Here is a 25,374-nt window from a genome sequence, read left to right as displayed (position 1 = left end):
TCCATGCCGGCTTTTTTTTATGGCTCAGTCAGCATTATCTGTTGATGACTCTGATGGCAACACTAAGCAACTGTTCTGGTGAAATAGCCCTCTGGCCATCCAGCGCCCAGCGCCAGCCCAGATAATTGGGCAGGTAGCGCGATGCTACGCCATGGAAGCCCTGTAGCCAGGCCTTGAAGCGCTGGTGGTAAGCGTTCACGTTCTGCACGTGGATGGCAAGGCTACCCAGACGCCTCACACGCACTCCGGCGCGCAAATTGACAGTCTCGTGCGCGATCCTGTGCTTGCGTGCAAAGGCGCGGTAGGCAGCATGGCTGTCACTGACCAGCAATGCCTGCGGATCCAGCCTGGGCAGTAAGTCACGCTCGAGTTGTGCGGCCGTGAGCGCCCCGCGGCCGGTTACGGCATCGATGGTGCGCCCCTCGCGGTCACGCGCGACCAGGATGCAGTCCAGTTCGCTGGAAATGCCCCGTTTGGCAGCATGGCCGCCGCGGTGGCGCGGTGGCCGATCGAGCGCACGCGAACCTTTTTGAGATTCGAGCAGAAATGTTTCGTCAGCCTCGACGATGCCATTGAGGGCTGCGGGCCGGTCGAGCTTGACCCAATGCAGGAAGCGGTGGCGCCAGCGAAAGGCCGTGTTGCGGTGTACCCCGATACGATCTGCGGCCTTGCGCACGGGCAGTGAATCGAGCAGCACCTGCGAATAGGCGAGCCATTTGGCCTTGAGCCTGAGCCGCGCCAGTGGCGTGCCGGTCAGGTCGTTAAAGGTGCGACCGCAGGCACAGCAGCGGTAGCGCTGCAAGTCGTTGGCGAACCCGTGCCGGTAGCAGCGCTTGTTGTCGCATCTGGGGCAGCAGCGGCCTGGCGCCCTGACCTCGGTGATGAGCGCGACCACCTGATCGAGCCCGGCTGCAGGGTGCAGGGCGTCAAGCACTTGTCGACGCTGCGGCTGGTTGAGAGAAGGCAGTTTTGCGAACCAACCCTTGAAACGTGGCGCTTTCATGATCGACTCCTGACGCTGGGGACAGGGGTTGGACTACTGGAGTGCGCGTCAGTTCAAAGCTGGTCTCTATTTAACGTTGACTGCGCCTTTTTTTATCTGTTGCAAACCGGTTATTTCACTCATCCCCACCATCAATTGTTGCTGACATGGCATGTTTACGTGCGATAATTTTGCCCTTAAGCTACTTTAACGGCTGGTGACAAAGCCGTGATTCATACCTGGGGATTCTTTTGCATTCTGATAGTCAGGCAGTGCTCGCTGCTCAACATTTACCTTACCGAGCAGATATTGACGGAATGCGCGGCGTGGCCGTCGCCATTGTCGTGTTGTTCCATGCTTTTCCGTCGTTGATTCCGGGCGGCTTTATCGGTGTCGATATCTTCTTTGTTCTGTCCGGTTTCCTGATCTCCAAAATTCTGATGGTTGAGTTTGCGCAGAACGGATTCAGCTACGCAAATTTTTATGCGCGTCGCGCGCGGCGGATCTTTCCGGCCCTGATCGTGGTGCTGGCGGCGACACTGGCTTTCGGTTGGCTCGCGCTGTTTCCCGACGAACTGAAAATGCTCGGCAAGCACATGGTCGGCGGCGCGTCGTTTCTGTCGAACGTGTTTCTCTGGTTTGAGGTCGGTTATTTCGACACCGCCGCCGAAACCAAGCCACTGCTGCACCTCTGGTCGCTGGGCATCGAAGAGCAGTTCTATATTTTCTGGCCCATCCTGCTGGCGTTGGCTTACCGCTTCCGCGCCAATGTGTTCGCGCTGACGGCAACGCTGCTGATCGCGTCATTCATCGTCAACGTCGCCGGTATCAAGGCGTTCCCGTCAGCCACCTTCTATTCGATCGCCAGCCGCGCCTGGGAATTGCTCATGGGCGCCATGCTCGCGCATCTGTCGCTGAGCAAGATCTCGGTCTTTTTCGGCGGCATGCGTCGCCTGGCGAGTGATGGCACAGGCCTGCAAACGCAGCCACTCTTCGATTCGAGCAGTGCAGCCGGACGCAGCGCGATGTCCGTTGCCGGTCTGTTCTTCATCGTTCTGGCCTGTGTTCTGGTCCGGGGCGGAAACCGGTTTCCGGGCTGGTGGGCCCTGCTGCCGACATTGGGTGCCAGCCTCCTGATCGCGGCTGGGCCGGCTGCCTGGGTCAATCGCGTCATCCTGTCGAACCGCCTGCTCGTCTGGATTGGCCTGATCAGTTACCCACTATATCTGTGGCACTGGCCGCTGCTGTCGTTTGCGCAGATTGTCGAGTCGGGCGTGCCGGCGCGCGAGATTCGCATGGCAGCGGTGGCGGGCGCCGTGCTGCTGGCCTGGCTGACCTACAAGGTGATCGAGCAGCCGATTCGCCGCCGTGGTCAGCGTCATCCTGCCTCAGCGATCGTACTGACCTTGCTGGTGGTGGCGCTGGGCGGCATCGGGGGATGGGTGTACAAGAACGATGGTGTGCCGTCGCGCGCCGGCATTGTGGAGAACGCGAGCTTCCAGAAAGCGCTGAACCTGGTCGAAGATCGCGACAATGCTGCCGCGTGCAAGAAGCGCTACGGCTTCGACACGATCTATGAATATTGCCTGCTCGCGCAGGTTGACCGGGCGCCGACGATCGCGCTGGTTGGCGACAGCCATGGTTACCACGTTGCAGCCGGACTCACGAAATACTATAGCGGGCAGGGCGAAAATCTGATTTACCTGGGCACCGGAATTCCATTCTTCGATGTGCCGGCACTGCCCCATGAACTGTACCAGGGCGCGACACAGCAAATGTTCGAGCTGGTCCTGTCGACGGACAGCATCAAGAAAGTCATGATTTCCACGATGCTGAAACTGAATGTCGACACGAGCGGCGGGCGAATGATGGTGGAGAAATTCCGCGGAACCCTGAAAAAGCTGCTCGATGCGGGCAAGCAGGTCACGTACCTGTACGACGTGCCTACACTGAACTTTGACGTGCGTGCCTGCATCAAGCGCGCTGGCGTGGCCAGCTCGACGACCAATCGCGACTGCACGATGGATGTCGCCGATTACAACAAGGCAGTGCAGGCGCACAACGATATCGTCGCTTCGGTACTGAAGGAGTTTCCGACGGTGAGGACCTTCCAGCCGGCCAAATACCTGTGCGACCGGCAGCACTGCAAGGCGAAGATAGATGGCAAGCTGATGTACAGGGACACCAACCACCTGAGCTACGATGGTGACTTGTATATCGGTGCCAGATTCGCCGAAGAACAGGCGGCGCTTGCGCGCTGATTGCGCTGCCGATGTCCAGGCAGCCACGCGACTGCTGCACGAAACCGTGCACTATCGCCAGGCCCAGGCCCGGCCCCTTGGTCAGGTCGTCGAATGCGCCGTTGGAGAACACGATCGGGTTGTCTGGCTGGCGCGGGTCGGTGATGGGCATCGGCATGCGCGTCATCTGCACGGCGGCAAAGAAGATGTTGCCGCGTTCGTGCAGGCCGCCGTGCCCGATCCAGCCGGCCTGCCGGTGGTTCACGCCGGGGTTGTCCCTGGGCGGTACCATCGGGTTGACAGCATTGCCCTCGACCTGGCCAGTAGCCCGTACGCCGCGGCTCTGGCCGCCTCCTTGCACACCGAAGTCTTTCTGGAGCGTGTCGTCCCCGGGTAGCCCGAGTACCACGCCTTTGCTTGTGCCTGGCTGCGGCGGTGGCCAGGCTTGCTCAGATTGCCCGGCAACATCCAGTTGGCCGGGCATCTACCAGGGTCACGGCGTGGCTGGCGCCGGGGCGGCTTCGGCGCCAGTCTGGCTGAACGTCATGTCGCTGATCCCGATTCCCAGCAGGCGCGCATCGCCCGGGGTACCGGCCGACGCCGGCGAGGTCGGCTTGGGAACCTCGATCACCAGGCTGCGTGCGGTGCCGTCGGTATTGAACGTCAGGCTGATTGGCTGGAGGTGCCAGCCCAGTTGGAATTCCTTGGACACATTGCCCACCTGGATCTTGAACGGCAGGCCGGCATTCTCGCCATAGGCGCGCGCTTGCAGCACCAGGCCGAAGTTGCGCGGCAACGGCTGCGCGAAGTGGAACACGACACGCTTGGCATCTGACCAGCGGCCCCATGGTTCCGCGACCGACAAGCCTTCCACGCTGGTCACGAAGGCGGGATCGAAGGCCTTGGATAATGCCACTTTCGCGAACGATGGCAATGGTTCCGGCAGGCGCAGCAGGACGAAATCTTCAGCCTGGTACACCACCTTCGCAGCGCCGGCAATCTCGCGCTTGTCCAGTACCATCAGCCATTTCTGTTCGACCGGCATCTGGTATTCAGCCAGCGGTGCGTTGTCGCGCAGTTCGACGCCGACCGTGTCGGGATGGTCGGTATGGAATTGCACACGCATGACCTGGGTCATCTCGTTGCCAACAATCATGATCTTGCCGCGTTCGGCCGCAGGGACATGTTCAAGGATGACCTTGGCGGCGCGGTCGCCGTGACCGGCCGGACGATGGGCCTGGGTGAAATCCCAGGCCCGCTCCTGGGCGGCCAGCATCGACAGCGGCAGTGCCGTGAACAGGAACAGCCGCCCGGCGTGCCAGCGCTGTGTCGCCCAGATGGCCAGCAAGGCCAGTTGCGCCGCCAGCATGAGGTGACCGGATGTCTGGCGCATGCCGATCGATGCCACATCGGGGCCATCCACCATCTGTGCGGCGTAGCCAGGCAATGTGTACCACGCCAGGACAACCACGATGGCGACCAGCGCAGCAATCGCCCAGCGCAGGCGTGGCGCCAGGTCACGCGCCTTGTGCAGCCCTGCCGCCGCCACGATCCACACCATCGGGAAGATGAAGTTGTAGTAGCGCATGTGCAGGCGGACACCTTCGTTGCTGTCCGCACGCGCCAGCGTGGCCGTGTACAGGACCGTCATGCCAACGGCAGCGCCCAGCATCAGGAAGACATACACACGCAGCAGATTGGTGGATGCGCCGCGCTCGCGCACGCCGACGATCAGGCCGTGCAACAGAATGGCGAGCGGCACGCCAAGCAGGATGGCCAGCGCCGCCAGGTGACCGCGTCCGCTGATGAAGGCTGGCGCCAGCAGTGCCAGGCGCGCCGATGAATTATCGGCATTTGCGGCGCCCTGGTAGAACGGGCCCAGCAGACTCAGGCCCGCTTCGCCGGCAAGCACGAAGCCCAGGCCAAACTTGACGCCGACGGTTACCACGCCCGCGATGACGGCGGCAATGATGCCACGGATGAACCATGCACCGCCGGCATTCCAGCTCGCAAAGACCAGATACAGGCACAGGGCCGGGATCAGGAACAAGGCATGGACCTTGACCAGGCTCATTGCGCCAAGCACCGCGCCCGTGACGAGGGCAATGCGCGTCAATGACCACTCGGTCCTGGTCAGCACGATCCAGCTCAGGACGCAAAAACCGAAGTAATACGTCGTCTCGGGCATGAAGTAGGCAGTGTACAGATTCAGTGGCGCCGCCATGGACAGCAGTGCGACCGCAAGGGCGTAGCCCTGATCCATGTAGCGGCGCGCGATCAGGTACAGGAACGGCACCGCGCCCAGGTAGAACGCCAGATTGGCGGCGCGGACGCAGTCGAGGAATCCGGTACCGCAACTGCTGCTGGCGCCAAATATCCACAAGTACAGGTAGGAGGGCAGCAGGGACTCGGCCAGCGGCGTCAGGCGTGCCATCTTGCTGTAATACCATTCGTCGGCAAAGACGGTTGGTTGGAGTCCGTGGTTACGCAGGTACAGATAGGCCGCACAGAGGGCCAGGACAAGGCCGAAGGCGGCGTGCCAGATGCCGCGGTGTCGGTCAAACGTGGAAGTGGTCATGATTTCCCGGTGAGTTGAATGTTGTTATGGGGATGGCGGGTGACACGGTGACGGGGTCAGGCAGGCGGTTCGGGCGCCGTCGTCCCTGTTCCGATGCCGATCTCGGCAATCCCGATACCCAGCTCACGGTCGTCCGGCCATTCACCCAGCGTGCGTGGCGCGGTCGGGCGCGGCACCTCGATGGTCAAGCTGCGCTGGCTGCCATCGGTCGCAAAGTGCAGGCGCACTTCCTGGAAGCTGCCGGCGATGCGAAACTGCGCGCTCGCCGCGCCAACGCGCATCGTGAATGGCTCGGTCGTGTTGGCGGCGTAGGCGCGCGCCTTGATCACGATATCGACCTGCGGTGGCAATGGCTGCGCGAAATGCAGCACCACGCGCTTGCCATCGGACCAGCGGCCCCAAGGCTCCGAGACCGATAATCCCTCGGCCCGTACGATCGGGTTGGCGCCGCCATACGCGTCGGTCAATCGCGCCAAGGCCAGCAAGCGCAGGCCCGAATCGATGTTCAGCAGCGCGTAGTCCTGTCCCTGCAGCACCGGGGTCAACCCAGCGGGCAGCGCATGCTGGCCCATCACCAGCAGCCAGCGCTGGCGTGCCGGCAACTGGTAGCGTTCGATCGGTGCGCCGGCCGGAAGCTCGAGCATGCCGACGTCGCGCGCGTCGATGTGGAACTGCGCGCGCATGATATCCACCACTTCGGTACCGGCCACCGTGATCAGGTGCCGTTCGTTCTTCGGCACATGGTCGCGCGCGGCCTTGCCGGCGCGGTCGGCCGTCCAGTCGTTGGTGACCTGGCTCAGGTAGGTGGTCGTGACCATGCCGCCCAGGATGAGTGTGAGCGGCATGGACACGAACAGGAACAGTGGCGCGGCAGCGCGCTGGCCACCTGCCCACAGGCCGATGATAACCAGCGCCAGCGCGGCGACCGTCCAGCCACTCCAGGTGCGCAGGGCGAGCGATGAGATTTCGGGACCGTCGACCGAATTGAGCACGTAGCGCGGCACCATGACCACGGCGGCAACGACGGCAGCGCCAATCAGGAGCGCGACGACCAGGCGCAGACGGGTCGCGGTACGGCGGTGATGGGCGGTGGCAGCGGCCACGGCCAGCAGCAGCGGGAACGTGAAGCTGTAGTAGCGCAGATGCAGGCGCAGCACCTCCTGCGGGCCGACGCCGGCAATCGAGGCAGTGTAGGCCACCGTCATGCCGGCGGCCGAGCCGAGCGTCAGGATCGTGTACAGGGCCAGGCGATTGAACGGCGCGCCGGCATCCCGGCGCATCGCAGGACTGAACACCGCCAGCAGCAGCGCCGCCATCGGCAGCGGCATCAGGAGTGCCAGCACCATCAGGTGCGCGCGGCCATTGATGAACAGCGGGCGCAGCAGATCCAGCGGGGAGCTGCCGGTGCCCGAGGCCGCGGCGGTCGCATAGAAGTTACCGACCAGGGCCAGTCCCGGCTCGCCCGCCAGCAGGTAGCCCAGGCCCAGGCGGACGCTCAAGGTCACTGCCGCCAGCACGAGCGCGGCGATGAGGCCCGTGCGCAGCCAGCGGCTGTCGGGGGCGCGCAGCCAGGTGGCGCCGACCATGAACAGGCACAGTGCGGGCAGCAAAAACAGCGCATGCACTTTTACCAGGCTCATCATGCCAAGCACGACGCCCGCCACCAGCGCCAGGCGGGCCGGCGCCCAGGCCGTACGCGTCAGCACCAACCAGCTCAGCAGCGCGAAACCGAAGTAATAGCTGGACTCCGGCATGAAGAAGGCCGTGTACAGATTAACCGGGGCAAGCAAGCTGAACAGGGTGATTGCCACCGCGGCGACTGGCGCGGTGACCTGGCGCGCTACCAGATAGATGAACGGGCCGGCGCCGACGAACAGCACGGCGTTGCCGATGCGGACGCAATCGAGAAAACCGGCGCCGCACGCGCTGCTCGCGCTGAACAGCCACAGGTAGAGATAGGACGGAACCAGCGCCTCGCCCAGCGGCTGCAGGCGCGCCATCTGGCTGTAATACAGCTCGTCGGCGAAGATCGCCGGGTTCAGGCCGAGATTGCGGTACAGCAGCCACGCGAACACGGCGCCCAGTACGGCGACCAGCGCAGCCCAGGCGCGCGGGGAGGTGGTGCGGGGCTTGCCGGTAGGCCGGATCATGATGACCGAAAAATCCAGAAGCGGCCAAGCAGATAGCCATTGACCGCCACCAGCGGCAGCGACACGATCTTGCCGGCCATCGGGCTGTCGAACAGGGCCACGGCCAGCGCCACGCAGCCGAGCGTCAGGCAGTAATTCAGGCCCACTACGCACATGTAGCGTGCAAAGCTCGCCTTCGTGGCGGCCTGCGAGAACGTGACCTGGCTATGGAATGCGTAGTTCACCACCAGGCCGGCAACGAAGCCGGCGCTGGCCGCGCCCGCCGGGTGCACGCCGTTGGTCATCAACAGGTGCATCAGGCCGACGTCGATGGCCGCGCACAACAGGCCTCCGGCGACGTAGATGATGAACTGGCGCAGGCGCGCCGATTCAACCATTGCTGCGGCGCCGGAACAGCGTTTTCATGTGCAGTGGACGGGTCGGCACCGACGCGATGTCGTAGTTCAGGAACCCCAGGATGAACTGCACGCCCATGATCAGTGGCAGGGCGGCGAGCATCACGGTGCCGGCCGGTGTCGCGACGTCGCTCTGGGCCGAGCCGATCCAGTGGACGATGCCGAACACGATGCCGAAAATGCTCAGGGCCACGCCGATCGGCAGCTCGAGCGACGCCACCGACAGGTTGCGCAGGTAGTAGTTGTAGAACAGGCGCTTGAAGAAGTTGCGCACGTTCTTGGCTGCGAACTCGGTGATCACCTGCGAGACCTTCAGGTTACTGACCTCGTCGCCATACACCGCGTCCATCGGCACGTCGACTGCCACCGCGCCCAGCGTATTGAGGCGAAACAGCATGTCGCTTTCAAAGAAGTAGCGCTTGCTGATTTTGTCGAACGGCAGGTAGCGCGCCGCATCGGCGTGGATCGCGGTGTAGCCGTTGGTTGGGTCGAACAGGTGCCAGTAACCCGACGAGAGCTTGGTCATGAACGAGAGCATCGCGTTGCCGAACAGGCGGATCGGCGGCATCGAGCCGATGCGCTCCAAGTCGAAGAAGCGGTTGCCCTTGGTGTAATCGGCTTCGCCGGCCAGGATCGGCGCGATGAACATCGGGATCAGCGAGGCGTCCATCTGGCCGTCGCCATCGAGCTTGACGATGACGGTGGCGCCATCAAGGATCGCGGCGCGGTAGCCGGTCATGACGGCGCCACCCACGCCCTGGTTCTCGGTGTGGGTCAGCACCGTCACGCGCGGGTCGGTGCAGTTGGCGGTCACGAACGCGCCGCTGCCGTCGGGGCAGCGGTCGTCGACGACGTAGACGCGCGACACTTCAGGGCCGATCCCGGCGATGACGCCGATGATGTGACGCGTGACGCGGTAGCTCGGGATCACGACCGCGATCTGCGCCGCCTTGAGGGCGGGCAGGGGCGCTGCCGGGGCGGTAACGTTCATATCGTTCGCGGGAGAATCGGTCAAGGAATGCATTATCAGGTATTTATTGTTGAGTTGACTACTGGTTTGCTTCCCGGCAGGGTCTTGTACCAGCGCTGGCGCACCAGCGCGTCGAGCGCCTGCTGCGCGCTGCCATCCCAGGTCAGCCACGGCATGCCGGTCGATGCCGGCGCCTTGCCTTCGCGGTGCAGCGCCAGCCAGGCCCGGATGGCGTCGGCCAGGTCGCTCGGGGCCAGGCCATCGAAGTACGACGCGTAGTCACCCGCCACTTCGCGAAACACCGGCAGGCTGCGCGCCAGGATCGGAATGCCATGCTGGGCCGCTTCGATCAGCGGCAGGCCGAAGCCTTCGCCTTCGGAGGCCGCCAGCAGCGCGGCGGAGCCAGCGTACAGCTTGAGCAGCATCTCGTCCGAGATGCCCGGCAGCCAGAACAGGCGCACCGATTTCTCGGGATGGGCCGCCATGCGTTCGCAGACCTTCTCGACCATCCAGCCCTGTTTGCCGACGACGACCAGGTTGACGTCGACGCCGGATTCCCACAGCAGCTCGAACGCGGCCAGCGCCTGAGCGTGGCCCTTGCGCGGTTCGACCGTGCCAACCATGATGAAGCTCGGGCGTGCGGTCAGTTCGGCCAGCACGTGGTCCGCTTCCGGCGGCAAGCCAAAGCTCGGCGCGCTGGCATCGATGTCGGCGCCAAGGTGGAAGTGGGCCAGCTTGAATGGCGTGGTGCGCTCGAGCTTCTGGCTGGCGATCCAGCCGGAAAATTCGTCAGCCACGGCGCGCGAGATGCACAGCACGCCGTCGGCCACCTTGTGCACGGTACGCAGGAAGTCGCCGAAATACTGCTCGGTCCCGAACGGGAAGACTTCGGGGCGCAGCATCGGCAGCACGTCATAGATGACGAAGTACACCTCGACGCCGCGCATGCGCATGTCGAGCAGGCGTTCTTCGTTCTGCGAGGTGCCGTTGGTAAACAGGTCCAGGCCAAAGAAGATGTCGCCCGGGCGCACCTCGGCCGGCGCGTCTTCGAGCACCAGGTCGGTCTCGTCGACGACTTTCATGCCGAAGCTGCGCGCGTAGATATAGGGCTGGTTGCCGCCGTGCGAGTACACCGGTTCGATGCGTAGGCCCTGCGGCGGATTGGCGATCATCGAGCGCAGGATGCTGCGCACCACGCGCTGGATGCCGGTGCGCAGGTCGGACTGCATCAGCGCCGAGACGTCCACCAGCAACTGGCGCTGCGGCGTCGGCGCGCGGTTGAACGCAATCGCGGCGGCCAGCGCCGGCAGGTCGGCGGCGCTGCACAGCGGCGCGGCCTGCGTCACCAGACGGCGATAGATGGCGCTGCGGCCATTGTGCGCGAACGCTTCGATTGCCTCGGCGTACTGGCGCCCGACCTGTGCCGGCGCATGGCGGGCCGCCATGAACTCGAGGGCGTGCTGCGACAGGCGCTCGCGCAGGCCGCGGTCCAGCCGCAGGCGGCCCAGGCTCGCGGCCAGGTCGGCGGTGTCGAAGCGGTCTTCCAGCTTGATCAGCATGTCGTCCGGCAGTGCCGCGGTCGAGCCGTGGGCGTTGACGATCGTCGGCGCGCCGTACAACAGGCAGTCGAGCACCGAGGCCGAGGTCTCGCCGCGCGTGACGCCGCGCAGCTGCACGGCGCCGTCGCAGGCAGCGAGCCAGTCGGCGTAGGCGCCGGCATCGACGAATCCGGTGATGCGGATGCGCGCGGCAGCAGCGCTGGCCTTGATCGTTTTCGCCAGCACCTCGCCATACGGGCCGGGATCGTTGGCGCCGACGAACACGAGGTGGCAATGCGGATCGGCCGCCAGCGGCGAGGCCAGGAACGCGTCGAGCAGTTCGGCATTGAGCTTGGTGCTGCCCAGCATGCCGAAAGTGCAGACGACGAAATCGTCGTCGGCCAGTTTCAGGCGCTTGCGCGCGCTGCGCCGCGCCTTGTGGCAGGCTTCGTCGGTGACGCAGCCGTCTGGCCGGCCGCGCAGCAGCGGGATCGTGCGCCAGTCGTCGGCGGCGCCGTCGCCATACCATTTGGCGGCGAGCTGGCGCGAAAAGTCCGAATGCACGATCACGCCATTGGCGGCGTCGAGCACGCCTTTATTGAGCGGGAACTTCCAGATCGACGGGTTGCGGCCTTCCTTGCGGTGCGACAGCAGGCCCGAGTAGCCGTGCGACGCATACAGCGCGCGCAGGAAGCCCTTGGGCAGGTATTGCTCGCGCTCGAGGTTGTCGAGTACGCCCGAGAAGAAAAAGTCGTGCAGCACCACGATACCCGGCACGTCGCGCACCAGCTCGAACATGTGCTGGTGGGCGTGCGAATTGCCGAAGTGGTAGACCACGCGCTCGAATTCGTGCGCATGGGCGCGCAGCCAGGCCGGATCGCGTAATGGCATGCCGTTCAGGCGCGCATCGACCATCGTCTCTTGCGCCACCACGAGTTCGACGTCGTAGAATTTCGCCAGCTCGGGCACCAGTTCGGCGCTGTAGTCGGCGATGCCCGAATGGACCGGCGGCAGCGGCGACACATACGCCAGTTTTGGCCGCGCGGTCGGCAGTGGCCGCGCCGGGGCCGCGCCCAGCGCGCGCAGGCGCGCCAGCAGGCCGGCGGCATCCTGCCCGGTATCGCCGGCGTCGTGCGCCAGCACCGGATACGGCGCATCCGTGTCCGGTGCGCCGGCGCCGATGGCCAGTACCGCGTCGGGCGCCAGGCCCGCCACCGCATGGCGGCGCAGCAGCGCGCGCGCCGGGCCGGCCGGCAGCTCGAACGCGCGCACGCGCGCTGCCAGCGCCGGTTCAAGACGCAGCAGTTCGAGGGTAACGGTGTCGTGCAGCGGAGCGGCGATCCACAGCGTGTGATCAAGGCTGCCGGCGGCTGCAAGGCGCGCCAGGGCGATGGACAAGGCCAGGGCCGGCGCCGGCACGCTGGCGTGGTCGGCGGCGCCGAGAAGGTCGATAACGATACGCATGGATGTCAACTGCCTGTAGGGAGATTGCGGGCGCGCTGCAGGTCGGCCAGCACGGTGCGGACCGACTCTGGCAGGCCACGCAGTTCGTCGGGCACGGCCGGCACGTCCGCCGGCAGCGGCGCGGGCGCCGTCTGCTTGATCGTGGCCAGCTGCACCGACACGCGTCGGGCCAGCCACGGGAAGCGCAGCAGCACCGGGATGATCGTGCGGCGCAGCAGCTCGATCCGGGTCAGGCGCGTGACGACGCGGCGCAGCAGGTGCGGGCGGCGCAGCCCATGCAGCATCGTGCCGGCGCGGCGCAGCGGACGCGTGACGCGCCACGAGGTGCTGTGCTCGATCGCGACGAGGTGCGCTTCCATGCCCTTGGCCCAGTTGGTCAGGCGTTCGGCCTGTGCATGGACCTGCACCAGGTCGTGGGTCAGTGCCGCATTGCGTTGTTCGGCGTCGTTGGCGCGCTGCGCTTCTTCGCTGGCGCGCTGCGCTTCTTCGTTGGCGCGGCGCGTAGCGTGGTCGGCCCGCTCGCCCAGGTCATTGACGCGGGCATTGGCCTCGTCGAGCCGCCGGTAGGCGCCGTCGAGCTGCTCGAGCAGGCCCCTGGCCTGCGCATCGACGCGCTCGAGGTGGCCGTGCAAGGCCTGCTCGCGCGCTTCGACCTGCTTGACGACGGCGGTCAGTTCCCGGGCGTGTTCGCCGGCCTGGCCCAGCGCCGCGTCCAGCGCGTGCTCGTTGGCCCAGGCCTTGTCGAGGTGGTGCGAGACGTAGCCGTCGAACACGTTCGGCTGGATGTCCAGCTGCGCCAGCAGTTCGGCGTGTTCCTCGGCCACGTAATACCGGTTCAGGCCATCGAACCAGGCGTAGCGGTAACGCTGGCCCAGCACCATGTGCTCCCAGCTGGCGTGGTTGGTTTCGCGGCTGTTCGGCAGCGTCGCTTCGATGACCAGCACCCACGGGCGCCAGCGCTTGAAGTCCATCCCGCGCAGCACTTCGCCCTCGAAGCCTTCGACATCGATCTTCAGGAAGTGAATCTCGCCCCGCACGTGCTCGGCGCAGATGCCGGCCAGCGTGCGCACGGGGACCGTGATCTCGGCCACGTCATGGCCTTCGGCGCGGTGCATCTCGGCCACCGACGCTTCGGGCGATGCCCAGCCGCGCACGGCCGGCACGTCGTACAGCGTCAGTTCGCCATCGATGGCGCCGGCGGCCACGGCCAGGTTGACGTCGCGCGGGCGCTGTTCTTCGAAGGCCTGGTGGAACGACGGCAGCGGCTCGATGCTGATGCCGTTCCAGCCGGCGTCATAGAACGCCTTGGTGACCGAGTGCTCGACCGGGTCATTGGCGCCGACGTCGATGTAGTAGCCGTTCTTGATGTGCCCTAATGCGCGCCACAGCAGGACGTCTTCGTTGTTCTGGGAATACGAGATGAAATAGCGCATGCGGTCTTTCATGCCTGTGCCTGCCCGAACAGGTGGGCCAGTGGCGCCAGGCCAGTGGCGGCGTTGGCGCCGGCGGCATCGGCCTGGCGCGCCAGCGCCTGCGCGGCCGATGGTTTGTCATACACCAGCAGCAGCACCAGTGCCTGCGCCAGCAAGTCTTGCTGCGTGGTGGCGGCGCGCACGAACACGGCGTCGCCCCAGCCGAGGCGGTCGCGCGAACGCGCTGCGCTGCCCGCGCTCGGGTAACGGCACAGCGACGAGAAGTCGAGCAGGTAAAAACCTGCGGCGCGCAGCAGCGTCTCGATCTCCGAGAACAGGGCCTGTCCTTCGTAGATCGGCGCGAACGAGACTTCGCAGTGCACGACATTGGTCCGCGCCAGCACCGCTGTCGCGTGGCGCAGCGTCGGCAGTTCAAAACCCTGGATGTCGAGTTTCAAAAAGTCGATCGGGCCGGCGTCTGCCAGCACATCGTCCAGGCGGCTGGTGGCCACGCTTTCGGTCTGCACCGTCGCCAGATGATCGAGGTCGCGCAGCTGCGCGGTCAGGGTCCGGTTGAACGGCAGCAGCGAGGACGTGGCGTCGTCGTTATTGATGTGGAAGGTGTGCTGGCCGCCGTCGCCGATGAAGGTGGGGTACAGCGTGACGTGGCTGTCCGGGTTGTTGCGGCGGCTGGCGTCGATCTTGTCCTGCTGCGGCTCGAAGCCGATGATGCGATACGGCAGGCCGTGGCGCGTCAGCGGTGCATAGACGTGGTCTTCGTTTTCCAGTTCCTGGGCACCGATGTCGACCACGGTGAGCGGGCGTGCCAGCAATGGCGCGGCGGCGGATGCCACCTGCGCCTTGACCGCGTCGATGCCGGCCGCACCGGGCGCACCGTGACCGAGGCCGTATTCGTTCGAGGCCATCAGGGCGGCCAGCAATTCGTCGGCAGCAGCGCCTTCGGCCAGCCGCGCGCTCCAGTAAGCCAGGCCGGCCGGATCGGGCTCGCGCCCCAGGAAGCCCCGGTAGAGGCCGCGCACGATGGCGGCGTGGTCCTGCCGGGATGAAGTGGAATCGTGTTCAGGCATGGTGGTGTCCAATCGGGTCAGCGGATGCTGAACTTGAGCTGTGGGTGCAGGTTGACCAGGCCGCCCCAGACGATCGCTGCCGGATTCGGCGCGACCACGAAGCTGTGCGCCTCGTGCAGGTAGTTCAGCACTTTTTCGAACGCGCCTTCGCCATGGCCGCCGGCGCCCAGGCCCACGGTAAGCGTGTACTCGTCCGGGAACAGCGACAGGTTCAGGGCAAAGCTGGCGCTGATGATCGCGCCGCGCGCGGTCGGGCCGGGCGCGTGGCGCATGCAGTAGCTGTTGGTCTCGAACAGCGTGGCGCCGTAGCGGTTACGGATCTTGAAGCCGATGTGTGGATCGGCGACGTCTTCATGCAGCAGGTAGTCGACCTGCAGCGTGACCATTTCGTCGGCCATCAACGTAGCGCGTTCGGCGCCATGGCGGTCGAGCAGACGCACACCGACGCAATCGGCGCCGGGCGTGGTGATGCTGCCGGTTTTGCCGGCCACGACCGTCAGGTGCTCGCGCTCGATCGGCGCCAGCGGCGCCGTGTCACCTTGAATCTGGATGGCATCCGGCGCCTGGTCGAGCCGGCCCAACAGTTCGGCCTGGTACAGGTCGAGGGCGTCGGCTGGCGAGCCGTCGAAAGCGACCTTGCCGCCACGCAGGAAAATACAGCGATTGCAGATATTGAGTACCGTCCCGGCGCTGTGCGAGACAAACAGCAGCGTGGTGCCGGCCTTGATGAAGCCTTCGATGCGCGCATAGCACTTCTGCTGGAAGAACACGTCGCCCACGGCGAGGGCTTCGTCGACGATCAGGATGTCGGGCCGCACGCAGGTGGCCACGGCAAACGCCAGGCGCACCTGCATGCCGCTCGAGTACACGCGCACCGGCTGGTCGATGTATTCGCCAATGTCGGCAAACGCCAGGATCTCGGGCATCAGCGCTTCGACGCGGTCGGCGTCCAGCCCGATCATCTGACCGGCCATCAGCGCATTCTGGCGTCCGGTGAAGTCGGGGTGAAACCCCAGGCCCAGTTCGAGCAGGGCGGCCACGCGGCCTTCCAGGGTCACCGCGCCGGTGGTCGGCTGCGTTGTGCCCGTGATGAGCTTGAGCAGCGTGCTCTTGCCGGCGCCGTTCACGCCGATCAGGCCGACGGCTTCGCCCGGCTTGATCGTGAAGCCAATGTCTTCCAGCACCCATTTGAGCGTGTGGCGCTGGCCCGGCAGGGTCCAGTCTGCCAGGCGCGCCCAGCGATTGTTATATTGTTTATAGGCCTTGCCCAGGCCACTGGCGACGATCGATCCCATTACAGCTCATCCACGATTTCGCCGGCGCGCTTGCGGAACATGCGCAGGCCGAGCGTGCACAGCAGCAGTGCGATGACCAGCGGATAGACCAGGCTGCCCCAGTCCGGTGGCGTGCCCTTGACCAGCACGCCCTGCCAGGTCGCGATGATCGGGGCCATCGGATTCCAGTCGAGAATCGGGCGCACGTGCTCGGGCAGGATGCTGGCCGGATAGACGATCGGCGTGAGCCAGAACCAGAATTGCAGCGCGATCGTCATGAACTGGCCGACGTCGCGGAAAAACACGTTCAGGATACCGACCACCATGCCGATGCCCAGCGCCAGCATCACCTGCAGCACCAGCACCGGAAGGAGAGTGAAAAACGTCAAGCCGGGGAAATTGCCGGTGACGATCAGGAACACGACGAACAGGCCGAAGATGATGGCGAAGTTGACCAGCGCATTGAGCGTGACGATCACCGGCAGGCAGATGCGCGGGAAGCTGACTTTTTTCAGCAGATTGGATTGTTCCAGGAACATGGTCTGCCCACGCCCGACCATCTCGGCGAACAGGCCCCAGGTCAGGATGCCGGCGCACAGGTAGATGGAGTAGGCGAAGGTCGAATCCGAGCCCGGCATCTTGGTACGCATGACTTCGGCGAAGATCACGGTGTACACCAGGATCATGGCAAGCGGACTGAGTAGCGACCAGACGGCCCCCAGGATTGCATTGGCGTATTTCGACTGGAATTCGCGTTGCACGCTGCCCAGGACGAAACCGCGATAGGCCCACAGGCCGCGCAGCATCAGGGGCAGGATCATGGAGTAGGGGTGTTCAGAAGCGCCTCACAAGAGGGCGAAAGTGTTGTCGTCATAGTAATGCAGGCTGCAATAAGAGCGGAATTATACCGCACGGTCCTGCCTACAAATTGTTCAATTGTAACGACGTGTCGTGGTACGCGACACCTTGAAAGGCATCGCGAAATGCGTTCAGCCGCCCTGCGCCAGCCGCTGCAGCGCGTCCGGATCGAGGATCACCAGGCGGTGCGCATCCTTGAGCACGACCCCTTGCTGCGCCAGTACCAGCAAGGCGCGGGTGACTGTTTCGCGGCTGGTATTGATCATGTTGGCGATGTCCTGGTGCGTCGGGAGGTTCTCGACCACGCGCTGACCATCCTTGTCCTCGGTCTGCGGCATCAGCGCGATGTACGTGTAAATGCGGCGCGTCGTGTTGTTGATGCTCAGTAGTGCGCGGAACTCGGAATCGCGCTGGATCTTCTGGGCCAGGTGGCCCAGCATCTTGTGCGCCACCGACGGCGAGTGCGAGAACAGATGCATCGCAGTCGATGCCGGCAAGAACGCGACCAGCACCTCGGTCATGGCCACCACCGACGCCGAGCGGGTCGAGCCGTTGATCAGGGCGATCTCGCCAAAGAAGTCACCGGCCGCCAGCATGCGCAGGCCGACCGCGCGCCCGTCTTCGGTCACGTCGACCACTTGCAGCTGGCCCGAGAGCAGAAACAGCAGCGCATCGGCGACGCCGCCCTTGTGCAGGACCACCGTGCGCTTCGGGAAATGGCGATAACGCATTTCGCTCTTGACGCGCGCGATGTCTTCGTCGCTCAGGTCGGAAAACAGCGGAATCTTGCGCAGGTGTACCTGGACCTGGTGTTCCTGGAGTTGCGGCGCAGCGCCAGCGGCCGCCTCTTGTGCAGGAGCGGCAGCGGCGGCAGCGGCGGCGGATTTCAGGGAAAGCTTTGCGCTGGAACTCATGGATGTGTCGGTCTCGTCAAAAATGCCCGGCCACGAACATGACCAGGGCGGCGCAGCCGATGCCGGCCGCATTGGCAGCCAGATCGCGCCAGCAGAAGCGGCGATCGGGCACCAGGGCTTGCAGGCATTCGATCAGCCAGCCGAACACCAGGAGGCCGGCCATCCACCACGCTGCCTCGACACCGTCGTGCGCAATGCGCAAGGCCAGCACGGTCAGCAGCGCGAAGGCGCCAAAATGCATCAGTTTATCGTTCGGCAGAGGCGGCAGCCAGCGGTTTGGCACCAGACACCCGGCCAACAGTCCGAGCGACGCGCAGACCAACAAAATCGCTTCCAGTCTCACCAGAACAGCCCTCTACAGAATCAGGACCGCGATTGTACTGCCTACGGCGTGTGCCATTGCCAGCTCAACTGCAGCTGGCGGTTATTGTACTGAAAGATCGAGATGTTCTCGCGGTTGCGCACTGCGCGCGCCTCCAGAATGACACGCTGCTGCTTGCCGATCTGGTACGTCAGCGAAGCGCGCAGCACCTGCGTGCGTTGGGCGCGTACCTGGTCGATCAGCAGTTCGGGCGAATAGGCGCTGGCGCTGTCCCAGCTCTGGCGCGTATAGGCCAGTTCGCCCGTCGTGCTCCAGCCGAGCGGGCGGCGCAGGTTGAGGCTGACGTAGGCGCCATGCCGATTGCCGCCGGGGCGGTCGGCCAGCGCGCGGTCGGACTGCACGCCGGCCGTCACGGTGGCAGTGAGTTTGCCCGTGTAATGGCTCAGCAGCGCGCGTGCCTCGACCAGGTTGGCGTCGAACGCGTTCAGGGTGGCGTAATCGGTGCGGGTGGCCGCGCCGATCAGGTGCAACTGGGTGCGTGGCGGCAGTGGCACCGGTGGCGTCACGCGCACCTGTGCCTGGGCTTGGCGCTGGTACAGATGGCCGCCCATGCCCGTGAGCCCGAGCGAGGCGGTGCCGCGCACCAGCCAGCTGCCCAGCCGCCACGGCGATTCGACGCCGCCGTACAGCGCCGTCGTGTCGTAGTCGTGCAGGCTGTCGTAGCGCCGGCCCTGGAATTGCAGGAAGCCGAGTGTGCCGTTGGCCGTGATGTCGCGCAGGTAGTCGGTGCTCACTTGCGTGTAGCCGTCGCGCTTGGGCAAAAAATCGTCCAGCAGCGGCAGTTCGACCGTACCGTCCGGGCCTTCGACGATGAAGGACGAATTGCTGGCACCCTGGTTGACGTTGTCGTCGATGCCGCGACTGACGCTGATGGCGGCCGTGCTCGCCGGCGTCCAGCGCACGCAACCGGTATCGCGCGCTTCGGCAATCAGTTCCAGGATTTCACGACGCGGATTGAAGCGGGTTTCGACGTTGGCGAACAGGCGCTCGGCTTCATCGCCCTGGCCCAGGCTGCACTGGATCAGCGCCAGGTCGAGCCAGGCGCCGGCGTGCTGCGGCACGATGCCGATCAGGCGCGACATCTGCTCGGACGCATCGCTCTTGCGGCCTTCGGCCAGCGACTGCAGGGCTTCCTGGTACAGCCGTTCTTCCGGTGTATGGCCGGATGGGCCGGGCAGGGCGGCGTCATCAAGGCTGGCACCAGGGGATGGGCTGCCTGACTGCGCGAGGCCGCAGTTGCAGGCCAGCGCCAGGCTCAGGCCTGCTAACGCGTGCAGGACGGTAGGGGACGGGTTCAGGATGTCTGCTCCGGCACGGCGCTGCTTGCTTGCAGACTGGGTTCGAATGTATACAAAGGTGTCGCTCTTTCTTTGCCGCGCAGCAGGCGCTCGCCCAGGGCGAGGAAACGGTGGCGCCGGCTGCGCTCGACCGTTCCCGGACCAATAATGACATTGTGCGTGAAATCACGCGCGACCTGCTCCAGGCGGGCGGCGGTATTGACGCCGTCGCCGACCGCAGTATAGATGCTGCGGAACATCGTGCCAAAGTCGCCCGCCATCGCGGCGCCGCTCTCGATGCCGATCCGTACCCGCAGCGGCTGGTAGCCCTGGCGCACCCGGCGTGCGCTGAGCTCGTTCACGCGCAGCTGGATGGCGCGCGCCGCATCGAGCGCCAGGTCGGCGTGCTCGGCCTGCGGCAATGGTGCGCCCCAGAACGCCATCATCCCGTCGCCCGTGTACTTGTCGAGCGTGCCCTGGTGATCGATGACGGGGCCGGTCAGGCAATCGAGGAAGTCGCGCGTGAGCGTGGCCGCCGCTTCCACCGGCAGCGTCTCGACCTGACTCGTATACCCTTCCATGTCGGCCACGAGCGTGGTCACGTCGCAGCGGCGCGGGCGCAGCGGGTCTTCTTCTTCGCTGCGCAGCAATTGTTCGACCACGGCCGGCGCCACGTATTGGCGCAGCGTCTGCAGCAGGTGGCGCGAGCGGCGCTGGGCCTGCTGCCAGCCGTAGGGCACCGCCACGGCCAGCAGGAACAGGTTGGTGCCGAGCGGGCCCACCGGCGCGAACACCGGGTCGTGCGGTGCCACGACGTAGGCCAGTCCCAGCCACAAGGCCGAACTGGCGCCCAGCAGCAACACGCAATTGGCGGCCGACAGGCGCGGGAAGGCGAAGGTGCAGGCCACGCAGGAAGCCAGTGCGAACAGGCAGGCGATGGCGCGCCCCGGCCACGGCGCCGGTTGCCTGCCTTCCTGACGGTCGAGCAGGGCCGACAGGATGGTGGCTTGCACGCCGAGCCCCGGTCGGTTGGCCGCGAGCGGCGTCGAGACACGATCGCCCATGCCCAGTGACGATGAACCGATCAGCACCAGGCGCTCGCTGGCACCCTTGGGCACGATCCGCTGGGCCAGGATGTCGCCAGCACTGACCACCGTATAGGCGCGCCAGTCGCGTGTATAGGGGATGCGCATCAGGCCGGCGTTCTCGACGGCCAGCGCCGGCCGCCCGGTGCAGCAGTTGACCAGGGCCAGTCCGAGCGCCGGATAGGCCTTGCCGCCAAAGCGCGTTACCAGCGGCACGTGGCGCAGTGCGCCGTCGGCATCGGGAATGAAACCGATGGCGCCGACATGCGGCGCCCGTGCCAGCCCCGGAAAGTTGCCGATGAAGCCGGTGGCCGGGACGCCGCCGGCCTGGCCGGCAATCGCGCCGCCCAGGTGGCCGTCGAGCACCGGCTGCGGCCGGTTGCCGGCAAAGTCGAAATCGAAGGCCTGGGCCGGCACCAGCGGGCCGTGCGCGGCGAGCAGGGCCAGGCGCGTATCGCCATCGGTGCCGCTGGCGGCCGGCAGCAGGATGTCGAGGGCGACGCCGCGCGCGGCGTAGCGTGTGAGCAGGATTTCCACGAGGTGCGCCAGGCGCTCGCGCGGCCAGGGCCATGGCCCGAGTTCGCCAAGCGAGGCTTCATCGATGTCGACAACCAGAATGCGCGGTTCGGGCGCGGTGCTGACCTGCAGGCGCAGGAAGGCGTCGCGCAGCCACTCATTGGGCAGGAAGGACACCTGGTTCAGGCCGATCCGCGACCACCTGTTGTCAGATGGCGACAAGCCCGCCGTGGTGTACCACTGCGTCCATAGGGTGACCATGAAGGCCAGCGCAGCAATGATCCAGCGGCCACGGGTACGTGCTTGCGTTCTCGGTTCAGCCACGCGCTGCGCTCTTGTCAAAGAATTGGTTGGTCAAGTGTAGTGACGCAGTATAACTGGACGCATTGCTCGATTGCATTGTTTATTTGGAAATATCGCACACTGAAATGCCAATTACGGCACCATCCCTTTGCGCTAGAATGTGATAACCGTCACAGCAGCGCGTCAAGGCGACGCGGTACAGTGGGAAGGAAAGGGGTCTATCTTGCACAAATTATTCATTACCGCCACGCTTGCATGCGCCGCGCAGTTTGCCCATGCCGCCGAGGCAGGCAAGATCATTTTCGTCACCGGCGCCGCCTCGGCCGGTGAGCGTGCGGCCGTCGAAGGCGCGCGTGTCGAAGAAGGGCAGATGCTGGCCACCGGCGCCGATGGCTATATGTATGTCAAGACGGCCGACAATGGCCTCTTCATCCTGCGCCCGCAAACCCGGGCCCGCATCATTACCTACCAGATCGACAAGCAGAACCCCGCCAACACCCGCGTCAAGTTCGAGCTGCTCAGTGGCACCGCGCGCAGCAAGTCGGGCGAGGCAGTCAAGCAGGCGCGCCAGAACTTCCGCTTCAATACGCCCGTGGCCGCGATTGGCGTACGTGGCACCGATTTCACGGTCACGACCGACAACGACACGTCGCGCGTTTCCGTGTTTTCGGGCGGCGTCGTCGTGAGCGGATTCGTGGGTAGTTGCCGGCCCGACGGGGCCGGGCCGTGCGAAGGCGCAGCCAGCCGCGAACTGAGCGCTCTCCAGCGCGGGCAACTCGTGCAGGTCACACGTGGTCAGGCCGCGCCACAGGTGCTGGACGCCGGCGGCCATAGCCCCGACCAGGCGGCACCGCCGCGTCCGGACGAGCCCCTGACCAAGAAGGATGCCGACCAGCCGAAGGTCAATGTCGAGGTGGCCAAGAACATCGGTCTGAACACCGCCATCGACAAGGTTGTCAATCCAGGGCCGGCCGAGCCGACGAACCCGCCAGTCGATCTGCCTGACGTGGAAACGCCCGTGGTGGTACCGGTCCCTGAAACGCCGGTACCAGTACCGGTGCCTGAAACGCCCGTGCCGGTGCCGGTACCTGAGACGCCGGTATCGCCGCCACTGCTGGTCGGCGTGCCAAACCCAGTCGAGCGCTTTGCTATCTGGGGGCGCTGGCAACCGGTGAACGGGGAGGCGGCGCCGTTCGACTTTGCTGCACAAGATGCAAAGAATCAACGGATTGCGATCAATGGTTATTTCGCACTGTTCCGTACGCCAGGCCAGGAGTATGTCGCGCCGAATAATGGCAGTGTCGGATTCAGCCTGCGCAGCAGCGAAGCCTATGTCATGACCGAATATGGCAGTGGCATCATCGTGACCGCGCCGGCGATCTTGTCGAATGGCGCGCTGAACGTCGATTTCGCGAAACGCAGTTTCAACACCAATATGGATCTGACCACGCGCACCGATATCGTCAAGCTGCGCGGCGAGGGTACCGTTGCCAGCGACGGCCGCCTGTCGGGTGACGCCGCCGGACGTCAGGGCTACCTGAACATTCAGGGACTGCTGACCAACGAGCGTGGGCCGTCGTCGACTGCCGCAACGATCTTCGACGGGCGCATCGATAATCGCCGCACGGTGAATGGTGCTGCAACCTGGCGCTGAGTTTTTTGCACATTCGATAATAAAAAAACCCGGAGATTCCGGGTTTTTTTATCCAATAAGAATTAATGGCTGTGTGCATACAGCCTTATTTTTGTTTCAAGATGTAACGTCTAGGAACATTATCAAATTACAAGATTCCTAGGGTAGCTGGTGATAATTGAAGAGAATCGCCAGAGAGAATGGGTTTTATCTCGCAACTTTGTCCAGAAATTGTAATTTTTTCAGAAAACTTCGCCCTTACTGTGATGACCGTCACACGAGTGATGCTGACGTATCTGTCATGATGCGGCTCGTTGGACTTCAAGAGTGTTCCTGGCTCTTGCAATAAAGAATCAACATTCGATCGATCGATCTCATTTTTTTGGAGTTACACACATGGCTATCGTCACCACCCACGTTGCAGCAGTTCAACAAATGTACGTTGCATACTTCGGCCGTCCTGCTGACACCGCAGGCCTGGACTACTGGACCAACGTCGTTGAAGCCAACGCCGGCGCAACCGCTGCAGTGTCGGCCGCGTTCGCCGCATCGCCAGAATACATCGTGACCTACTTCGGTCAGACCAACACCCAGATCGTCAACAACGTCTACCAAAACCTGTTCGGCCGTGACGCTGATGTGGCTGGTCGTACGTACTGGGCAAACCTGCTGACCAACGGCACCATCAAGGTCGACACCATCGTTGCTGAAGTTGCAAAAGCAGCGCTGACCACCGACAAAGAAGCCGTTGAAAACAAGGTCGCTGCTTCGACCGCCTTCACCGCTGCTCTGGACACCACGGCAGAAAACGCAGGTTACGCTGGTAACTCGGCGCTGACCCTGGCTAAAGCATTCGTCAAAACGGTCACCACCGATGCAACCCTGGCAACCGCAATCGCTCCAGCGAACCTGACCGCACAAGTCGCTGCTGTCGTCAAAGCCGGCACCCCATTCACGCTGTCGAGCGGCCTGGCTGCTGTTGAAGCTGCTGACGACAACCTGGATACGTTCCTGGACGAAAACGAATTCGCATCGGCAACTGCTGCTGGCACCGCGATCACCACTGCTGAAACCGCAGCAATCGCTGCAATCGATGCCGAAGTCACCGGCACCTACACCGGTGCTACCGCATCGGTGCAAGCTGCTCTGATCGCTGATCAGCGCACTGCCAACACCAAAGCACTGAGCGATGCCAACAAAGCACTGGTTACCGCCAACGCTGACGCTGCTGCCATCACCGGCCTGAGCGCTGCGATCGCTAACCAGCGTGCTGCAGTTGCTGCAAACGAAGCTGCAATCGAGCTGGCTGCAGAGACCCAAGTCGAACTGGACGTCGCTGCTTCGGGCCTGAACACCCGCGTCGGTGGCACGCTGGACATCCAACTGGCTGCTGCTCCTGCAGCTGGCGCTGCCGCAGTCCCAGTCGTGACCTTCGTTGACGGCGCCACCACCGTCAACCTGATCTCGATCAACGCTGCTGGTAACTTCGTGCTGGCAACCGGCGCGACCGAAGTCAAGTACCCAGGCGTGACCGCACTGCGCGATGCACTGGCTGCTGACGTCGACGCTGATGTCGACGCTGGCTTCGCTGCTGCTGACCTGACCGATGCAAACGCTGACCCGCTGCTGGCTGCCAATGCTGACGAAGTCACTGCTGTCAGCGATGCATTCGACGATATCGAAGCTGCCAACACCAACATCGAAGAACTGGCTGACGCTGTTGCCGATCTGGCCGAAGCGCGCGCTCTGAAGACCGAGCTGGCTGCTCTGAACAAGGCAGTTGTCGATGCAGGTGCTGCATTCGAGGCCGCTGGCTTCGCTGCCCCAGTGATGCTGGACGGCCCTTCGGCTGCTGCAACTTCGGCTTCGGACGTCTTCCTGCTGGGCGATGAAATGGCAGTGACCATCAGCGCCTTCGGCCGTTCGGGTTCGGATGCTCTGGTCATCGGCGAAGGTTACGTCGTGAACAGCGGCGCCCTGACCACCGGCAATAACGCCGCACTGGAAGTCTTCTTCATCCAGAACGGTACCCGTACCGAAGTCCACGTCGAAACCGAAGCCTTCGGTTCGGCCAGCGACGACGTCACCGTCATCACCCTGATCGGTGTCGATGCTACTGACCTGCAACTGGTCGACGGCATCATCTCGCTGAAGGCAGGCGCTTAATTATCCAGCCCGCTTCGGCGGGCTTGGGCAAGTAAGATGAGAAACCCGCTACCGCAAGGTCGCGGGTTTTTTAACGTCTGTGGTTGATACGGATTGTTGTGGAAACGATGCGACTGAATGTAGTCAATGTGCTCATAATTTGTGATCTG

At 64.3% G+C, this 25,374-nt stretch carries 17 protein-coding genes and 1 pseudogene; 3 read left to right on the top strand and 15 right to left on the bottom strand.

Going from position 1 to position 25,374, the window contains the following annotated elements; all coding sequences use genetic code 11:
• Positions 1-34: 34 nt before the first annotated feature.
• A complete protein-coding gene (locus RCH14_RS18725; RefSeq protein ID WP_343027615.1) occupies positions 35-1,003 on the bottom strand; it encodes an IS1595 family transposase in 969 nt (322 codons plus the stop codon).
• A gap of 230 nt (positions 1,004-1,233) precedes the next feature.
• Here RCH14_RS18725 and RCH14_RS18720 point away from each other — a divergent pair, with 230 nt between their 5' ends.
• On the top strand, positions 1,234-3,243 hold the full coding sequence (locus tag RCH14_RS18720) for an acyltransferase family protein (protein WP_343027614.1): 2,010 nt from the start codon (positions 1,234-1,236) through the stop codon (positions 3,241-3,243).
• 79 nt (positions 3,244-3,322) lie between these two features.
• On the opposite strand, the pseudogene RCH14_RS18715 reads toward RCH14_RS18720, so the two are convergent.
• From RCH14_RS18715 to RCH14_RS18650, 14 genes and pseudogenes are all read right to left on the bottom strand, one after another.
• Positions 3,323-3,631 (bottom strand): annotated as a pseudogene (locus RCH14_RS18715) (hybrid sensor histidine kinase/response regulator); the annotation flags it as partial.
• 84 nt (positions 3,632-3,715) lie between these two features.
• Positions 3,716-5,800 carry a DUF7024 domain-containing protein gene (locus tag RCH14_RS18710; RefSeq protein WP_343027613.1) on the bottom strand — a complete coding sequence of 695 codons (2,085 nt, stop codon included), beginning with the start codon at positions 5,798-5,800 and terminating at the stop codon, positions 3,716-3,718.
• A gap of 56 nt (positions 5,801-5,856) precedes the next feature.
• The gene (locus tag RCH14_RS18705) at positions 5,857-7,950 is read right to left on the bottom strand and encodes a DUF7024 domain-containing protein (protein ID WP_343027612.1); all 2,094 of its coding nucleotides are present in this window, start codon (positions 7,948-7,950) and stop codon (positions 5,857-5,859) included.
• Positions 7,947-8,327, bottom strand: coding sequence for a GtrA family protein (locus tag RCH14_RS18700; protein WP_343027611.1), 381 nt, complete (start codon positions 8,325-8,327; stop codon positions 7,947-7,949). Before RCH14_RS18700 ends, RCH14_RS18705 begins: the two co-directional genes overlap by 4 nt.
• The gene (locus tag RCH14_RS18695; protein WP_343027610.1) at positions 8,320-9,336 is read right to left on the bottom strand and encodes a glycosyltransferase family 2 protein; all 1,017 of its coding nucleotides are present in this window, start codon (positions 9,334-9,336) and stop codon (positions 8,320-8,322) included. The genes RCH14_RS18700 and RCH14_RS18695 overlap by 8 nt, the downstream gene beginning before the upstream one ends.
• Before the next feature lie 35 nt (positions 9,337-9,371).
• Complete coding sequence (locus tag RCH14_RS18690) at positions 9,372-12,317, bottom strand: glycosyltransferase (RefSeq protein ID WP_343027609.1); 2,946 nt, start codon at positions 12,315-12,317, stop codon at positions 9,372-9,374.
• A gap of 5 nt (positions 12,318-12,322) precedes the next feature.
• Positions 12,323-13,762 carry an FkbM family methyltransferase gene (locus tag RCH14_RS18685; protein WP_343027608.1) on the bottom strand — a complete coding sequence of 480 codons (1,440 nt, stop codon included), beginning with the start codon at positions 13,760-13,762 and terminating at the stop codon, positions 12,323-12,325.
• Positions 13,759-14,817, bottom strand: coding sequence for an FkbM family methyltransferase (locus RCH14_RS18680; protein ID WP_343027607.1), 1,059 nt, complete (start codon positions 14,815-14,817; stop codon positions 13,759-13,761). The genes RCH14_RS18685 and RCH14_RS18680 overlap by 4 nt, the downstream gene beginning before the upstream one ends.
• Before the next feature lie 17 nt (positions 14,818-14,834).
• Positions 14,835-16,112 carry an ABC transporter ATP-binding protein gene (locus RCH14_RS18675; RefSeq protein ID WP_343027606.1) on the bottom strand — a complete coding sequence of 426 codons (1,278 nt, stop codon included), beginning with the start codon at positions 16,110-16,112 and terminating at the stop codon, positions 14,835-14,837.
• The gene (locus tag RCH14_RS18670; RefSeq protein WP_343027605.1) at positions 16,112-16,912 is read right to left on the bottom strand and encodes an ABC transporter permease; all 801 of its coding nucleotides are present in this window, start codon (positions 16,910-16,912) and stop codon (positions 16,112-16,114) included. Before RCH14_RS18670 ends, RCH14_RS18675 begins: the two co-directional genes overlap by 1 nt.
• A 168-nt stretch (positions 16,913-17,080) precedes the next feature.
• Complete coding sequence (locus tag RCH14_RS18665; RefSeq protein WP_343027604.1) at positions 17,081-17,863, bottom strand: Crp/Fnr family transcriptional regulator; 783 nt, start codon at positions 17,861-17,863, stop codon at positions 17,081-17,083.
• A 16-nt stretch (positions 17,864-17,879) separates the two neighbouring features.
• The gene (locus RCH14_RS18660) at positions 17,880-18,104 is read right to left on the bottom strand and encodes a hypothetical protein (protein WP_343027603.1); all 225 of its coding nucleotides are present in this window, start codon (positions 18,102-18,104) and stop codon (positions 17,880-17,882) included.
• A gap of 143 nt (positions 18,105-18,247) precedes the next feature.
• Entirely contained in the window at positions 18,248-19,327 is a 1,080-nt protein-coding gene (locus RCH14_RS18655) for a tetratricopeptide repeat protein (protein WP_343027602.1), read from the bottom strand.
• A gap of 212 nt (positions 19,328-19,539) precedes the next feature.
• The gene (locus RCH14_RS18650; RefSeq protein WP_343027601.1) at positions 19,540-21,447 is read right to left on the bottom strand and encodes an adenylate/guanylate cyclase domain-containing protein; all 1,908 of its coding nucleotides are present in this window, start codon (positions 21,445-21,447) and stop codon (positions 19,540-19,542) included.
• 202 nt (positions 21,448-21,649) lie between these two features.
• On the opposite strand from RCH14_RS18650, the gene RCH14_RS18645 reads away from it, so the two are divergent.
• Positions 21,650-23,080 carry a FecR domain-containing protein gene (locus RCH14_RS18645; RefSeq protein WP_343027600.1) on the top strand — a complete coding sequence of 477 codons (1,431 nt, stop codon included), beginning with the start codon at positions 21,650-21,652 and terminating at the stop codon, positions 23,078-23,080.
• A gap of 375 nt (positions 23,081-23,455) precedes the next feature.
• Positions 23,456-25,225, top strand: a complete 1,770-nt coding sequence (locus tag RCH14_RS18640) for a DUF4214 domain-containing protein (protein WP_343027599.1) — start codon at positions 23,456-23,458, stop codon at positions 25,223-25,225.
• Positions 25,226-25,374: the final 149 nt, after the last annotated feature.

The sequence above is a fragment of the Massilia sp. MP_M2 genome, from assembly GCF_039123635.1.
Classification (GTDB): Bacteria; Pseudomonadota; Gammaproteobacteria; order Burkholderiales; family Burkholderiaceae_D; genus Telluria.
Note: the sequence above shows the minus strand (reverse complement) of the source record. Positions and strands in the feature narration are given on the sequence as shown.

Bases quoted from the DNA above. Each gene is read 5' to 3' on its own strand.
- RCH14_RS18690 (WP_343027609.1), bottom strand. From the start codon at position 12,317: ATGCGTATCGTTATCGACCTTCTCGGCGCCGCCGACCACGCCAGCGTG.
- RCH14_RS18725 (WP_343027615.1), bottom strand. From the start codon at position 1,003: ATGAAAGCGCCACGTTTCAAGGGTTGGTTCGCAAAACTGCCTTCTCTC.
- RCH14_RS18670 (WP_343027605.1), bottom strand. From the start codon at position 16,912: ATGATCCTGCCCCTGATGCTGCGCGGCCTGTGGGCCTATCGCGGTTTC.
- RCH14_RS18685 (WP_343027608.1), bottom strand. From the start codon at position 13,762: ATGAAAGACCGCATGCGCTATTTCATCTCGTATTCCCAGAACAACGAA.
- RCH14_RS18680 (WP_343027607.1), bottom strand. From the start codon at position 14,817: ATGCCTGAACACGATTCCACTTCATCCCGGCAGGACCACGCCGCCATC.
- RCH14_RS18710 (WP_343027613.1), bottom strand. From the start codon at position 5,800: ATGACCACTTCCACGTTTGACCGACACCGCGGCATCTGGCACGCCGCC.
- RCH14_RS18660 (WP_343027603.1), bottom strand. From the start codon at position 18,104: ATGCATTTTGGCGCCTTCGCGCTGCTGACCGTGCTGGCCTTGCGCATT.
- RCH14_RS18705 (WP_343027612.1), bottom strand. From the start codon at position 7,950: ATGATCCGGCCTACCGGCAAGCCCCGCACCACCTCCCCGCGCGCCTGG.
- RCH14_RS18665 (WP_343027604.1), bottom strand. From the start codon at position 17,863: ATGAGTTCCAGCGCAAAGCTTTCCCTGAAATCCGCCGCCGCTGCCGCC.
- RCH14_RS18655 (WP_343027602.1), bottom strand. From the start codon at position 19,327: ATGTCGCGCCTGATCGGCATCGTGCCGCAGCACGCCGGCGCCTGGCTC.
- RCH14_RS18695 (WP_343027610.1), bottom strand. From the start codon at position 9,336: ATGAACGTTACCGCCCCGGCAGCGCCCCTGCCCGCCCTCAAGGCGGCG.
- RCH14_RS18675 (WP_343027606.1), bottom strand. From the start codon at position 16,112: ATGGGATCGATCGTCGCCAGTGGCCTGGGCAAGGCCTATAAACAATAT.
- RCH14_RS18700 (WP_343027611.1), bottom strand. From the start codon at position 8,327: ATGGTTGAATCGGCGCGCCTGCGCCAGTTCATCATCTACGTCGCCGGA.
- RCH14_RS18640 (WP_343027599.1), top strand. From the start codon at position 23,456: ATGGCTATCGTCACCACCCACGTTGCAGCAGTTCAACAAATGTACGTT.